Source organism: Stenotrophomonas sp. PAMC25021, assembly GCF_004795795.1.
Classification (GTDB): Bacteria; Pseudomonadota; Gammaproteobacteria; order Xanthomonadales; family Xanthomonadaceae; genus Stenotrophomonas; species Stenotrophomonas muris.
Map to the genome: position 1 here is coordinate 2,411,377 of NZ_CP039255.1, position 14,127 is coordinate 2,425,503.

Below are 14,127 nucleotides of genomic sequence, written 5' to 3' on the forward strand. Positions count from 1 at the left end.
ATCTTCCGCCGGCCAGCGGCCGGCGCTACCGATCGGGTGGGTGCCAACCTTGGTTGGCACATTCCAACCGTGCCGGGGAATCTTCCGCCGGCCAGCGGCCGGCACTACCGGTCGGGTGGGTGCCAACTGTTGGTTGGCACATTCCAACCGTGCTGAGGAATCTTCCGCCGGCCAGCGGCCGGCACTATCGGTCGGGTGGGTGCCGACCGTTGGTCGGCACATTCCAACCGTGCTGAGGAATCTTCCGCCGGCCAGCGGCCGGCACTACCGGTCGGGTGGGTGCCGACCGTTGGTCGGCACATCCCATTCCAGGGCTACCGCTCGATCGCCGGCAACGCGTCCGACAACAACAACCGGTCAATCCGTTGCAGCGCACTTTCCAGCTGCCGGCGATCGGCCGCCAGCCCCAGCGACAGCCGCACGCCGTTCTGATGCTGCACCCCCGGCGGGCAGAATGCCGATGAAGGCGCGATCGCCAGCCCCTGCAGCTGTGCGGTACGCACCAGGGTGGCGTCAGTCCATGGCGCTGGTACCCGGCACCAGGCATGCAGGCCTTCGGCGCGCAGCAGCAGCGAAGGCGCCAGCAGGTAGCGCGCCATGCGCATGCGCTCGTGCGCTTCGCTGCGCACCTGCGCCAGCAGCGACTGCGCCGAACCATCCAGCAGCAGCTGGCTGGCCAACGCCGAGACCAGCGGATGACCCATCAACCGCGTCGCCCGCAATGCAGCCGTCATCGACTCGGCGTGCGCAGCGCTTGGGCACTGCACGAACGCAGTGCGCAGGCCGGGGCTGATCACCTTCGACAGCGTCGCCACGTAGAACACATGGCGCGGTGCCAGCGCCGCCAGCGGTGTCGGTGCATCCTCGGCGAGGTGCCAGTAAGGATCGTCTTCGATCGCCAGCAGGCCTTCCCTCTCCAGAACACGCGCCAGCGCTTCGCGCCGCTGCAGCGGCAGGGTCAGCGCGGTCGGGTTCTGGCAGGTGGGGTTGAGATAGACCAACCGCGCGCCGCTTTCGCGTGCCAGCCGGGCCAGCGCATCGGGGCACATGCCGTGTTCGTCGCTGTCCACCGGCAGCAGCCGCCGGCCCAGTGCGGCGGCGGCCTGCAGCAGGCCCGGATAGACCAGCGCATCGCAGAGGATCGCATCATCGTCGCGGCCCTGGCTGACCAGGATCGCGGCAAGCGCCACCTGCGCGCCTTCGGTCAGCAACAGGCTGGCATCCTCCACCGCGCCCAGCATCGGTTGCAGCCAGCGCGCTGCCGCGTGGCGGTCGGTGGGATTGCCGCCGCCCAGGTGGTAGGTCATCAGGTTCGGCGCGTTGCTGCGCGCAAGCACGGCGGCGGCACCGCGGCGCAGGGTCTCGGCCAGCGCATCGGCATCGGGCACCGGCGGCACGTTCATGCTCAGGTCCACCACCTGGTCGAAGCCGGCCTTGGGTGGTGCGATGAAACTGCCTTGTGGCCCGCGCGCCTCGATCAGGCCGCGCTTGCGCGCTTCGTCGAATGCCCGCGTTACCGTGGTCAGGTCGACGCCGAGCTGCTGCGCCAACGCGCGCTGCGAGGGCAGGCGTTGTCCTGGTGCAAGACCACCGCGACGTACCGTGCGCTCCAGCGAATTGACGATGCGCAGGTAGATCGGCCCGTTGTGCGCGAGCACGTCCTGCACCCATTCGCGGGCTGCGACATCCGGTCGCGGCATGTACGGAGCATGTCGGGGCGTATCGTTGCTTCCAACGGCGGGAGCCTGTCCATAACCATCGGTCGGTTCGGACAGGTGACCGCCGTTGTTGCTTGTGGCGGCCACAGCGGCCAGCGTCAGTGGTGTCATTGCGCGTCCTCAGCGCTTGGCCTGCCAGGGGCAGTAGCAGCCCACGGCAAGCAGTCCTTTCGGGCGCACGGTTTCGCCGCGCACCAGTCTGTCCAGCAGTGGTTCGACGAAGCTGTTGGCCGAGTTGCAGACCATGCCGATGCTGTACGGGCCGGCATAGGCGAGGTGGCCCTGCCGGTCCCAGATCGCCACGGCAGGGCTCGCCGGGATGTGTTCGATGCCGTCGATGGTCGGCAGGTTGATCACCTTGTTGCGCAGCGGCTCAGGCAGTTCGCCGTGGGTACCGGGGCGGCGGATCGCATAGAAGTCGATGCCGGCGCGGCGGTACATGCTGATCAGGTAGCTCAGGTGTGCGCCGGTTTCGCGGTTGCAGACGGCACACGCCGGGTCCCAGAAGTGCACCACGCGGATGCGGCCGGTATCACCGGCCAGATCGGACGGCAGGCGCAGCTGCGAGTCGTCGAAGACGATGGCCTGTTCGGTGAACGTCGACTGCGCGCTGTAGCCGAAGTACTGCCACAGCGCAGCCGCCACGCCGGCCATGAACAGGCAGGCGAGGGCGATCATCGTCGGCAGCAGCCAGCGGCGGCGCGGCGCGGCTGCGCCCATCAGGACGCGTCCCCGCCGAACTTGTGCACGTACTGCTTGCGCATCTCGCGGCAGGAGTCGGCCTGCGCGCGACGCTGGATCTCGCTACGCGACGGATCCTCGCTGCGCTGCACGCATTGCTCGATGGCGTGGCGCTCGGCGGCCTGCACATCCACGGTCTGCGGCTGCAGGCAGACCCAGGCCAGCGCGGCCAGCATCAACACCACAAAGCCACCACAGCCGGCCATTACCAGGTGGAACTTCAGTCTCTCGGCGCGCATCGACGCACGTCCCTTCATCCATACATTGCATACAAAAATATCATATTGTATGGATGAGGCGCCATGCGCCCGGTTCAGACGATGGCGTTGTGCCGGGCCCCGGGGGCCTCAGACAGGATCTCGTTCAGTTTGGCCAGCGCCCCGGCCAGCGCATCCTGGTCAACTGCGCCGCCCAGCGACAGGCGGATGGCGTTGCCCGGTGGCGGTTCCTCCACGCTGAAGGCGTCCGAGCTGGCGATGCCCAGCCCCTGTTCCTGTGCGGCCTGGATCAGCCGGTACTGGTCCAGCCGCGGCGGTAGCGGCAGCCATACGTGCAGGCCGGCCGGGTGCGCCCGCGCGCGGGACGGCAGGTACTGCGCGGCAATCGCCTGGCGCTCGCGCAGCTCCTGCTTGAAGCGCTGCACCATGTCCTGGGCCTGGCCGCTGCGGATCCACTGCGACGCCACCGCCACCATTGACTGGGTCGGCATCAGCGCGATCGCACGCAGGGCGTCCAGCACCGGTTCCATCGGTTCGCCGCCCGGCACCACCAGGTAGGCGGTGCGCAGGCCCGGTGCCAGGCACTTGGACAGGGTGGAGATGTAATACACCGGGCAGCCGGCGTCGCGGTGGGCGGCCAGCGGCGGTGCGGCGTCCCCGGCCAGCAACCAGTAGGGATCGTCTTCGATCACGGTCAGATCGTGGCGCTTGGCAACCGCCAGCAGGGCCTGCCGGCGTTGTGCCGACATCGTCGCCGTGGTCGGGTTCTGGATGGTCGGTACCAGGTACAGCAGGCGCGGGCGGCGCAGCTGGCAGGCCTCTTCCAGCGCGTCGGGCAGCATGCCTTCGGCGTCCATCGCCACTGGCACCACGCCCCGCTGCAGCACGCGCGCGGCGGCCAGCAGGCCCGGGTAGGTCAGCTGCTCGGCGGCGATCAGCTCGCCCGGCTGTGTGCGGGCCAGGATCAGTGCGCACAGTGCGGTCTGCGCGCCGGGGCAGATCACCACCTGGTCGGCACCCACCGTGCCCAGCACCGGTGACAGCCACTGCACGGCGGCGGCGCGGTCCTCGCGGGTGCCGGCGCCGACGTGGTAGCTCATCAGTTCGCCCTGGCCCAGCTGCTGGCCCACGTGCTGGAAACCGGCCTCCATGCCCTGTGCGAACGGCGCGCTGCCCAGCAGCGGCGGGATGTTCATGCTCAGGTCCACCGAGGTGCTGCGGTTGCCGGCCGACAGCGCGATGAAGGTGCCGCCGGCGCCCTGCGCATCCAGCAGGCCAGCCTGGCGCAGCTCGGCAAAGGCCCGGGTGACCGTGGTCAGGTCCACGCCCACCTGCTGGGCCAGGTCGCGCTGCGGCGGCAGCCGGTCGCCCGGACGCAGCACGCCGTCATCCACTGCCTCGCGCACCTGCTGGGCGATCTGCAGGTACAGCGGGCCAGCGCCCTCGCGGAAGGGGCGAACCCAGGTGCGATTGGGGTGTTTCAGGCGGCGGCCGGCGGCAGGTGGCGTCATCGGTCAGTTTTTCCATACGTGCAGATGCACAAGTCCATACAATGATGTATCTTGTATGGGCTTGATTGGAGTGGATCGCTCTCTTGTAGGCGACCTCGTACCCACAGTGTAGCCGCTCCACGCCCGGGCGCTGCGCGCAGGCGAACCGGTCAAGCGCGCTTCTTCAACAGGGTTGACCTCCAATGAATATCTGCTGGAACCGCATCCGCCTGGCGCTGGTCGCCCTGGCCTGCGTCGGCCTGTCGGGCTGTGACTGGGTGCTGCTGGATTCGAAGGGCATGGTCGGGCTCGCCCAGCGCGACCTGATCCTGATCTGCATCGGCCTGATGCTGATCGTGGTGATACCGGCCATCGTGCTGACCTTCGTATTCGCCTGGCGCTTCCGCGCCGGCAGCACCAAGGCGAAATACACGCCGGAGTGGTCGCACTCCACCAAGGTGGAGATCGTGGTCTGGGGCGTGCCGCTGCTGATCATTGCCGGCCTGGCCGTGATCGTGTGGAAGTCGACCCACGAACTGGACCCGTACAAGCCGCTGGACGTGGCCGGTGAGCCGCTGCACGTGGACGTGATCGCCACCGACTGGAAATGGGTGTTCGTATACCCGGACCTGGGCATCGCCACGGTCAACCAGCTCAACTTCCCGGCCAACCGCCCGCTGGCGTTCAACATCACCTCCAACTCGACGATGAATACCTTCTTCATCCCGCAGCTGGGTGGGCAGATCTACGCGATGGCCGGCATGCGCACGCAGCTGCACCTGATCGCCAACGAGCCAGGCCAGTTCCGTGGCATGTCCGGCAACTACAGCGGGCATGGCTTCTCGAACATGAAGTTCATTGCCACCGCCAGCAGCAACGAGGAGTTCGAGCGCTGGGTGGCCGAGGTACGCAGCGCACCACAGGCGCTGGACTTCAACCAGTTCAAGGCGCTGGCCGCACCGTCGAAGAACGCGCCGGTGCAGCACTTCTCCAGCGTCGAACCGCTGCTGTTCAAGAAGGTCATCGACCAGTTCATCGGCGTCGGTGAGAACACCGCTGCTGCGTCCCCGGCGGGTGCTGCCGGTGGTGCCCAGGTTTCCCAGGAGTAACGAACATGTTGGGTAAATTGACGTGGGAGGCCGTGCCGCTGCACGAGCCGATCGTCGTGGTCACGCTGGCGGCCATGGTGCTGGGTGGCCTCGCGCTGCTTGGCGCGGTGACGTACTTCAAGCTATGGGGCGTGCTCTGGCGCGACTGGTTCACCACCGTGGACCACAAGAAGATCGGCATCATGTACGTGGTAGTGGCGCTGGTCATGCTGGTGCGTGGCTTCGCCGACGCGCTGATGATGCGCGCGCAGTTGGCCGCGGCCGGGCCAGGCAGTGATGGCTTCCTGCCACCGGAGCACTACGACCAGATCTTCACCGCGCATGGCGTGATCATGATCTTCTTCGTGGCCACCCCGTTCGTGGTCGGCCTGATGAACATCATCGTGCCGCTGCAGATCGGCGCACGCGACATGGCGTTCCCGTTCCTCAACGCCTTCAGCTTCTGGATCTTCGTGGTTGGCGCTGCGCTGATGATGATCTCGCTGGGCGTTGGCGAATTCGCGATGACCGGCTGGGTGGCCTATCCGCCGCTGTCGGGCATCGAGTTCAGTCCGGGCGTAGGCGTGGACTACTACATCTGGGCGTTGCAGGCCTCGGGCATCGGCACATTGCTGACCGGCGTCAACCTGTTCATCACCATCCTGCGCATGCGTGCGCCGGGCATGACCCTGATGAAGATGCCGGTGTTCACCTGGACCGTGCTGGTCACCAGCGTGATCATCATCGCCGCCTTCCCGATCCTGACCGTGGCGCTGGGTGCGCTCACCCTGGACCGCTACCTGGACTTCAACTTCTACACCAACACGTTGGGTGGCAACCCGATGATGTACGTGAACCTGGTGTGGGCCTGGGGCCACCCGGAGGTGTACATCCTGGTGCTGCCGGCGTTCGGCATCTTCTCTGAAGTCACCGCCACGTTCGCGCGCAAGAAGCTGTTCGGCTACAAGTCGATGGTGGGCGCCACGCTGGCGATCGGCATCCTGTCGTTCATCGTCTGGCTGCACCACTTCTTCACCATGGGCTCGGGTGCCAGCGTCAATGCCTTCTTCGGCATCATGACGATGATCATCGCCATCCCCACCGGCGTGAAGATCTTTACCTGGCTGTTCACCATGTACGGCGGCCGCGTCGAGTTCAGCGTACCGATGCTGTGGACCATCGCCTTCCTGGTCACCTTCACCATCGGTGGCATGACCGGCGTGCTGCTGGCCATCCCGGGCGCGGACTTCCTGCTGCACAACAGCCTGTTCCTGGTCGCCCACTTCCATAACACCATCATCGGCGGCGCGCTGTTCGGCTACCTGGCCGGCTTCGCCTACTGGTTCCCGAAGGTGTTCGGCTTCACCCTCAACGAGCGCCTGGGCAAGTGGTCGTTCGCCTGCTGGGTGATCGGCTTCTACCTGGCCTTCATGCCGCTGTACATGCTGGGCTTCATGGGCATGACCCGCCGCATGAACCAGTACGACAACCCGGCGTGGACGCCGTACCTGATCGCCGCCTTCATCGGTGCACTGTTCGTGTTCGCGGGCATCATCCTGATGCTGGTGCAGATCTACGTGAGCGTGCGCGACCGCAAGCGCAACCTGGACCTGACCGGCGACCCGTGGAACGCACGCACGCTGGAATGGGCCACGCCGTCGCCGCCGCCGTTCTACAACTTCGCCGTGGTGCCCAAGGCCGATGAGCTGGATGCCTTCCACGAAGCGAAGAAGCGCGGCCTGCCGCCGCCGCCGAAGACGTACGCCCCCATCCACATGCCGAAGAACACCGGCGTGCCGCTGATCCTCAACATCTGGATCCTGGTGCTGTGCTTCGCCCTGGTCTGGCACATCTGGTGGATGGCCGCGGCCAGCTTCATCGCGATGATCGTGACCCTGATCGTGCGGTCCTACGACGAGGACGTGGATTACTACGTCAGTTCCGAAGAAGTGGCGCGCACCGAAGCGGCCAACCTTGCCAAGCTGAAGGAGGTACGCGCATGAACCTGTTGACCCGCCCGGAGCTGGCCAGCGACACGCAGGCGCACGAGGACCACCACGAGCACGACCATGGCCACGAACAGGGCGGCATGAAGGTGTTCGGCATGTGGGTCTACCTCATGTCCGACCTGGTGCTGTTCGGTTCCCTGTTCGCCTCGTACGCGGTGCTCAGCACCGCCTACGCCGGCGGCCCCACCGGCAAGGACCTGTTCTCGTTGCCGTTCGTGATGGCCGAGACCTTCCTGCTGCTGGTCTCCAGCATCACCTACGGCCAGGCCGTGCTGGCCATGCATCGCCACGATGCCTCGGCGGTGCTGCGCTGGCTGGGCGTGACTTTCGTGCTCGGTGCCTCGTTCATCGGCATGGAGATCTACGAGTTCTCGCACCTGATCCACGAAGGCGCGGGCCCGAGCACCAGTGCCTACCTGTCGGCGTTCTTCGCGCTGGTCGCCACCCACGGCCTGCACGTGGCCAGCGGCCTGATCTGGATGGCGGTGGTCATGCACCAGGTCTACCGCCGTGGCCTGACCCCGACCAACATCACCCGCGTGTCGTGCCTGAGCCTGTTCTGGCACTTCCTGGACCTGGTGTGGATCTGCGTCTTCACCTTCGTCTACCTGATCGGAGCCTTCTGACATGGCCCACGTCGAAACCTCGCGCGCCGGCAATGCGCACGGCTCCACCAAGTCCTACCTGATCGGTTTCGTGCTGTGCGCGCTGCTGACCGTGGTGCCGTTCGCACTGGTGATGAATCCGGTGCTGTCGCGGCCGCTCACGCTGTTCCTGCTGGTCGGCTTCGCAGTGGCGCAGATCCTGGTGCAGCTGGTCTATTTCCTGCACATGGACCGCAAGTCCGAAGGTGGCTGGAACCTGGCCAGCTTCGTGTTCACCCTGGTGATCCTGTTCATCGTCGTCGCGTTGTCGGTCTGGATCATCTGGAGCATGCACTACCACATGATGATCAACTGAGCTGGCGAACCGTGAAAGGCATTGCGTTCCCCCATCGTGGCCTGCGCCTGGCCGCAGGCCTGCTGCTCGGCCTGCTGGCCGGCTGCAGCGCGCAGTCGCGCATGGACTTCTATGCGAAGGACATCGCCTGCGAAGAACTCGGCCAGCAGTGGTCGATGCCCGACAGCCACGGCACCGTGCGCGGCCCGAAGGACCTGCAGGGGCAGGTGACCTATCTGTTCTTCGGCTTCACCAGCTGCCCGGACGTGTGCCCGACCACGATGGTCGAGCTGAGCCAGGTCAAGCACCTGATGGGCAAGGATGCCGATCAGCTGCAGGTGGTGTTCGTCAGCGTCGACCCGGCCCGCGACACGCCCGAGGTCGCGCGCACCTATGTGGAAGCGTTCGATCCCAAGGCAATCGCGCTGGTTGGCAACGATGCGCAGCTGGCCGCGATGGCCAGCGACTTCAAGGCGTTCTACGAAAAGGAACCCGGTCAGGTACCGGATACCTACACCATGAGCCACATTGCCGGCGGCTACGTGTTCGACCGCCAGGGCCGCCTGCGCCTGTTCGCGCCGTACGGCATGCCGGTGGAAAAGCTGTTCTCGGACGTGCAGCGCCTGCTGCTCGAGCCCGGCCACCCGGCCGCCGGCAACGACGCGCTGGCCAGCTGCCACCTCAAGCACAGCGGCACACTGGCCGCGCGGTAACGCCGGTGGGTGCCAACCTTGGTTGGCACGTCCGAATCTGCTCCTGGTAGATGCCAGCCTTGGTTGGCACAGCTGTAGAGCCGAGCCCATGCTCGGCGCCGCGCGCACCGCGCCTGCGGCACCCCGTAGACAGCAGCTGAGCATCGGCTCGGCTCTACACGCGCACGGCCCCGGCAGGTGCCGACCGTTGGTCGGCACACCCTCACACCAATCCCCGGCCGGCCAGGAGAGCCAGCCGGCCGGGGCACCGCTCAACGCCTTACTTGGTCTCTTCCCACTGCACCACGTCCGGCTCGGTGGCGCGGATACCGGCGGTGGACAGCAGCTTGGTGCTCGCATCCAGCGCCGCGTTCACCGACGGGTACTCCACGATCGCCTGGCCCGACGCCTTGGAGACCTTCACCACGGTGCCACCGGTGGCCGTAGCCGCGCGCTGGGCCGATGCTGCATCGGTGAAGAACACCTTGACCCGCGAGGTCGCCACCACCGGCGCTCCGTCACGGGAGACCGCCGCCGCGAACTTGCCGGCACCGGCATCAGCAGGCGCCGCCGCGGCGCCATCCAGCGAACGCTTGGTACGCGCGCTGGTGGTCGCCGCCGCCTGCGGGGTGATCGTGAACTGGCCGCCGCTGGCCTGCTTTACCGTTGCCGAGGGCGACAGCTGGAAACGCGTGCCGCCCACATCGAACGAGCGGCCGGTAGCGGACGCCTTCAGTTCCTGAGCATCCACGGTCGACAGGGTCCTGGCCGGAGGGGTCTGTCCCGAGCTCTGTGCCCAGGCAGGGGAGGTCATCGCCGCGAAGGCGAGCGTGCTCAATAGAATGGTGGTCTTCATCATCAGTGCCCCAGAACGCGGATCTTGAAGAATTCGAGGTTGCCACGCGATGCAGCGGTCGCGGCCTGCCCCATGTCGGTCACTTCCAGCGTCCAGGTGCCCGTGGCGTTCTCATCCAGGAAGGCATTGCTGGACAGCAGGTCCCAGCTGGTGAAGTTGCTCTGCGCGCCACCCGTGCCCGAACCGATCGCGGTGAACGCCGGTTGCACCACGCTGCGGGTACCGCTGGGTGACACCAGCACGAACTGCAGCTGGCGCGTGTTGCGGTGGTTGACCCGGAAGCCCAGCTGCACGCTTTCGATGTTGCGCGCGCCGTTGGCCAACTGGAAGGTCAGGCGTGCAGCGGCGGCCGAGGTGTTGCCGATGGCCACGGTACGCGTGGTGTTGCGCCAGCCGCTGTCGACCAGCGTACCGAGCGACTGGAAGTTCTCGGCCACCTGCACCGCGCGTGCAGCGTTGACCACGCCGAAGCCATACCAGTTGCTGTAGGCACGGCCGGCAGCATTCACCGTCCAGCCTGGCACCAGCGTGCGCCCGTCGGCCAGCGTCACCGCCGGCTGGTTCGGGTGGTTGCGGGTGGCGGTGGTGGCCAGGATGTACTTCACATCGCGATAGGACAGGTTCGGATTGGCTTCCAGCACCAGTGCCGCCACGCCCGAGACCATCGGCGCTGACGCCGAGGTGCCGTTCATCTTGGCGGTGTAGTTGCAGGTGCTGTCGATGGCCGACAGGTTGCTGTCCAGCGTGTTCTGGCGGTTGGTGTTCTTGTTGCTGCCCTGCGCGCATCCGGTCACGTCGGTGGTGACGATGGCGGGGTCGTACGCGCGTGCCACCAGGCCGGGGGCGTACTGGGCCTGCAGGCCGTATTCGCCGCCGAAGGCCGACACCCACAGCGCCGAGCCGGTGGAGGAATACGACGAGCGCACGCCATCGGCACGCACCGCGCCTACCGTGATCACGTTGAACAGGTTGTTGCGCGGATCGCGTCCGGCCGGCACGCAGCCGGTGTTGCGGTTCTTGGTGTCGGTGGTGCAGACATCCTGGGTCTGGCTGATCGAGGCATTGTTGAAGTTGTTGCCCGCCGACTTCACGTAGATGCCGCCGCGGCCACCGCGCGTACCAGACAGTGCCTGCTCATACGAACGAATCGTGTTTTCGCTGTACGCCAGCGGCAGGTTCGGATTGCCCGGGCCGGCGCCCCAGCTGTTGTTGAACACCTGCACGTCGGCCGACTCCGCGCCGTCCCACCAGGCGTACTCGATGTTGCTCTGCTGGTTGCCCAGGGCTGAGCGCGAAATCGGATTGAAGCCCTTCAGCGTCGCCGCCGGCGCCACACCACGTACGCCCAGGTTGTTGGCGCCCACCGCGCCAGCAATGCCGCCGACCATGGTGCCGTGGTTGTCGACATCCGGGTTGGTCGGGGTGGGGTTGTTCGAGCCGTTGATGAAGTTCTTGCCGGCCACCGCGGCCACGTTGGCCGCCAGGTCCGGATGCGCGATCTGCAGGCCATCGTCGACGATGGCGATGGTGACGCCCTGGCCGCGGATGCCGTTGCGGAACAGGCCATCCACGTTCAGGTCGTTGCCGGCCACCGGCAGGGTGTCGGCCGGGACGGTCTGCCCGGTGTTGAGCAGGTGCCACTGGATACCCGCCAGCGGATCGGCCTGTTGGGCCTGCGCGGTGGCGGCCAGGCTGCCCAGCACCAGGGCAGTGGCAAGGGCCAGGCGCGCAGAGCGCGGTGGCGCGGAGCGTTGCGTGTGTCGCTTCATACACGAATCCTTCTGTTGTGAATCGGCATGGCAGGACGGCGGGGCGGAACTGCCCCATCGCAACGAGCCAAACGCGACACAACGGAGAACCCCCTACCTCTTCACATCCGCAATGTACGAATATGCAAATTGCGTCACAAACACTTAGTACGTCAGGTTATGACAGGGCGCGCGAATGCCTTCACGCCATCTTCGCGCGCTTGCTTCGGGTGCGGGAAACTCGGGTAACCACATGCAGGTGAAGACACATGAAGAAGGAACGCCAGCGTGCACGTGCGCGCGCAGACCAGACCCCGCTCTCGGTTGCCGCCATCCGCAAGGTGGTGCTGTCGATGTACCACCGTCGCCATGATTACTGGACCGATGCGGATATCGCCGAGCTGCTGCCGGCGCTCGCCACATTCAATATCACGACGATCAAACAGTTGCGCTTGCTGATGAAGCGGCACCGACGCGCGCTGCTGCAGGAGGAAAGAGTGAAGATGCGTAGGGCGCAGACACTGCACCTGCTGGCTGAGGATGGTCCCTGTGGCATCGATGTACACGCCAATACCAGCTACTACGCCATCGGCGGCCTGGTCCGCACCAGCATGGAACACGAATTCGGCTTCGAGACGATGCTGCCCTTCCACGAGGTGCGCGAGGACGAACCCACGTAGTGCGGTGCCTGCCCGGTGGGTGTGGCAGCGCCGCCGGGGCATCATCGCGCGCCCTCACATCGCGCTGTGCTACTACAGCCCGTGCACCCTTCCGCACGGAGCACGATGATGGTCAATCCGCTCGCCCAGGCCCATCGCGGCCTCGGCACCACGCTGTTCAGCCTGTTGAACCCGATACCCTTCGGCTTCTTCGTCGGTGCACTGATCTTCGACGCGATCTATCTCAACAGCGCCGAGGTGATGTGGGGCAAGGCCGCCGCTTGGCTGATCACGTTCGGCCTGCTGATCGCCATCGTGCCGCGCCTGATCAACCTGTTCGCGGTCTGGCGCCGCAACGGCACGGCCACCCGCATCGACCGCATCGACTTCTTCCTCAACCTGGTCGCGGTGGTGCTGGCCATCTGGAACGCCTTCGTGCACAGCCGCGATGCGTATGCCGTTGCTGTGCCGGGCACGATCCTGTCGGCGCTGACCGTGGCCCTGATCGCCCTGGGCCTGATCCTGTTGTCATTGCAGCCACCGGTGCTGCAGGGAGGTCGTCATGGCTAAGCACATCCTGCCCACCGTGGCCGCGCTGGCACTGGCCGTCACCCTGTCGGCCTGCGCCGGCAAGGCCGAATACCATCCGGCCGACCAGTCGGGACCGCAGCCGCCACTGCCCAAGCCGGCCAACTTCCTGATGCCGCCGATGCAGGTGCCCAAGGGCGTGGGCTGGGCCGACGGCCAGGCCCCCACGGTGGCCGAAGGCCTGAAGATCGAGCGCATCGCCGCCAACCTGCAGCACCCGCGCCGGCTGCTGACCCTGCCCAACGGCGATGTACTGGTGGTGGAAGGCAATGGCCCCGGCGAAGAGCCGGTCACCACACCCAAGCAGTGGATCGCCGGCAAGGTGAAGGCGCGCTCGGGCAAGGCCGGCAAGGGCGGCAATCGCGTCACGCTGCTGCGCCGCTCGCCGGGCACCAACACCTGGACCCAGCACGTCTACATCGAGGGCCTGCATTCGCCATTCGGCATCCAGCTGATCGGTGACACGCTGTATGTGGCCAACACCGGCAACATCATGCAGTACCACTACGTGCCCGGCGAAACCCGCATGTCCGACAAGGGCCGCGAGTTCACCGACCTGCCCAGCACCATCAACCACCACTGGACCAAGGAACTGCTGGCCAGCCGCGATGGCAGCAAGCTGTACGTGGGCGTCGGCTCCAACAGCAACATTACTGAAAATGGCCTGGCCGTCGAATACCGCCGCGCGGTCGTGCTGGAGGTGGACGTAGCCACCCGTGGCAGCCGCATCTTCGCGTCGGGCATCCGCAACCCGACCGGGCTGGACTGGGAGCCGAGCACTGGCCAGCTGTGGGCCGTGGCCAACGAGCGTGATGAGATCGGTGCCGACCTGGTGCCGGATTACCTCACCTCGGTGAAGGAAGATGGCTTCTACGGCTGGCCCTACAGCTACTACGGCCAGCACGTGGACGAGCGCGTGCAGCCGCAGCGGCCGGACCTGGTGGCCAAGGCGATCGTGCCGGACTACGCCATCGGCTCGCACGTGGCACCGCTGGGCCTGCTGTTCTACACCGGCCAGGCACTGCCGGCGCAGTACCACGGCGGCGCCTTCATCGGCGAGCACGGCAGCTGGGACCGCTCGCCACTGAGTGGCTACGAAGTGGTCTACGTACCGTTCAAGGACGGCAAGCCGACCGGGCGGCCGCAGACCGTGGTCAGCGGCTTCACCTCGAAGGACGAGAAGACCCTGATGGGTGCGCCGGTGGGCATGGCGATGGACGCCGAGGGTGCGCTGCTGGTGGCCGACGACGTGGGCGACGTGGTGTGGCGGGTGTCGGCGAAATAGCTGTGTAGCGTCGAGCCACGCTCGACTGCTGTGGATCCGGCCTTTGTAGAGCCGAGCCCATGCTCGGCTTACGCGCGCAGCGCGCGGGTTTCCGTG

14 protein-coding genes are annotated in these 14,127 nt (G+C 66.4%); 8 read left to right on the forward strand and 6 right to left on the reverse strand.

Annotation, left to right across the window (positions count from 1 at the left end; all coding sequences use genetic code 11):
- Positions 1–314 precede the first annotated feature (314 nt).
- Genes E5790_RS11290 through E5790_RS11305 form a run of 4 tightly spaced genes read right to left on the reverse strand, consistent with a single transcriptional unit; the run spans position 315 to position 4,188 of the window.
- Positions 315–1,829: a PLP-dependent aminotransferase family protein gene (locus tag E5790_RS11290; protein WP_111205642.1), complete on the reverse strand. Its 1,515-nt coding sequence runs from the start codon at positions 1,827–1,829 to the stop codon at positions 315–317.
- A 9-nt stretch (positions 1,830–1,838) separates the two neighbouring features.
- A complete protein-coding gene (locus tag E5790_RS11295; RefSeq protein WP_032958773.1) occupies positions 1,839–2,438 on the reverse strand; it encodes a DUF6436 domain-containing protein in 600 nt (199 codons plus the stop codon).
- Positions 2,438–2,716 (reverse strand): hypothetical protein, encoded by a 279-nt coding sequence (locus E5790_RS11300; RefSeq protein ID WP_169411283.1) that lies wholly within the window; start codon positions 2,714–2,716, stop codon positions 2,438–2,440. Before E5790_RS11300 ends, E5790_RS11295 begins: the two co-directional genes overlap by 1 nt.
- A gap of 56 nt (positions 2,717–2,772) precedes the next feature.
- Complete coding sequence (locus E5790_RS11305; protein WP_111205641.1) at positions 2,773–4,188, reverse strand: PLP-dependent aminotransferase family protein; 1,416 nt, start codon at positions 4,186–4,188, stop codon at positions 2,773–2,775.
- Positions 4,189–4,370: 182 nt separating this feature from the next.
- Between E5790_RS11305 and cyoA the strand changes: the two genes are divergently transcribed.
- The 5 genes from cyoA to E5790_RS11330 are packed head-to-tail and all read left to right on the forward strand — an operon-like array spanning position 4,371 to position 8,916.
- Complete coding sequence (cyoA, locus tag E5790_RS11310) at positions 4,371–5,276, forward strand: ubiquinol oxidase subunit II (RefSeq protein ID WP_111205640.1); 906 nt, start codon at positions 4,371–4,373, stop codon at positions 5,274–5,276.
- 5 nt (positions 5,277–5,281) lie between these two features.
- Positions 5,282–7,258 carry a cytochrome o ubiquinol oxidase subunit I gene (cyoB, locus tag E5790_RS11315; RefSeq protein WP_032958781.1) on the forward strand — a complete coding sequence of 659 codons (1,977 nt, stop codon included), beginning with the start codon at positions 5,282–5,284 and terminating at the stop codon, positions 7,256–7,258.
- Positions 7,255–7,890, forward strand: coding sequence for a cytochrome o ubiquinol oxidase subunit III (gene cyoC, locus E5790_RS11320; RefSeq protein WP_014648729.1), 636 nt, complete (start codon positions 7,255–7,257; stop codon positions 7,888–7,890). The genes cyoB and cyoC overlap by 4 nt, the downstream gene beginning before the upstream one ends.
- Position 7,891: 1 nt before the next feature.
- The gene (gene cyoD / locus E5790_RS11325; RefSeq protein WP_006399830.1) at positions 7,892–8,224 is read left to right on the forward strand and encodes a cytochrome o ubiquinol oxidase subunit IV; all 333 of its coding nucleotides are present in this window, start codon (positions 7,892–7,894) and stop codon (positions 8,222–8,224) included.
- 11 nt (positions 8,225–8,235) lie between these two features.
- The gene (locus E5790_RS11330; RefSeq protein WP_014648727.1) at positions 8,236–8,916 is read left to right on the forward strand and encodes an SCO family protein; all 681 of its coding nucleotides are present in this window, start codon (positions 8,236–8,238) and stop codon (positions 8,914–8,916) included.
- Positions 8,917–9,175: 259 nt separating this feature from the next.
- Here E5790_RS11330 and E5790_RS11335 read toward each other — a convergent pair whose 3' ends face one another.
- On the reverse strand, positions 9,176–9,754 hold the full coding sequence (locus E5790_RS11335) for a DNA breaking-rejoining protein (RefSeq protein ID WP_111205639.1): 579 nt from the start codon (positions 9,752–9,754) through the stop codon (positions 9,176–9,178).
- Positions 9,754–11,520: a S8 family serine peptidase gene (locus E5790_RS11340; RefSeq protein WP_111205638.1), complete on the reverse strand. Its 1,767-nt coding sequence runs from the start codon at positions 11,518–11,520 to the stop codon at positions 9,754–9,756. Before E5790_RS11340 ends, E5790_RS11335 begins: the two co-directional genes overlap by 1 nt.
- 248 nt (positions 11,521–11,768) lie before the next feature.
- On the opposite strand from E5790_RS11340, the gene E5790_RS11345 reads away from it, so the two are divergent.
- The 3 genes from E5790_RS11345 to E5790_RS11355 all read left to right on the forward strand — a co-directional run bounded on the left by E5790_RS11345 (position 11,769) and on the right by E5790_RS11355 (position 14,031).
- Complete coding sequence (locus E5790_RS11345) at positions 11,769–12,179, forward strand: hypothetical protein (RefSeq protein WP_075076244.1); 411 nt, start codon at positions 11,769–11,771, stop codon at positions 12,177–12,179.
- Between the two features lie 108 nt (positions 12,180–12,287).
- Positions 12,288–12,728: a DUF2231 domain-containing protein gene (locus E5790_RS11350; protein WP_041863928.1), complete on the forward strand. Its 441-nt coding sequence runs from the start codon at positions 12,288–12,290 to the stop codon at positions 12,726–12,728.
- Complete coding sequence (locus E5790_RS11355; RefSeq protein ID WP_049441987.1) at positions 12,721–14,031, forward strand: sorbosone dehydrogenase family protein; 1,311 nt, start codon at positions 12,721–12,723, stop codon at positions 14,029–14,031. The genes E5790_RS11350 and E5790_RS11355 overlap by 8 nt, the downstream gene beginning before the upstream one ends.
- The last annotated feature ends 96 nt before the right edge of the window (positions 14,032–14,127 follow it).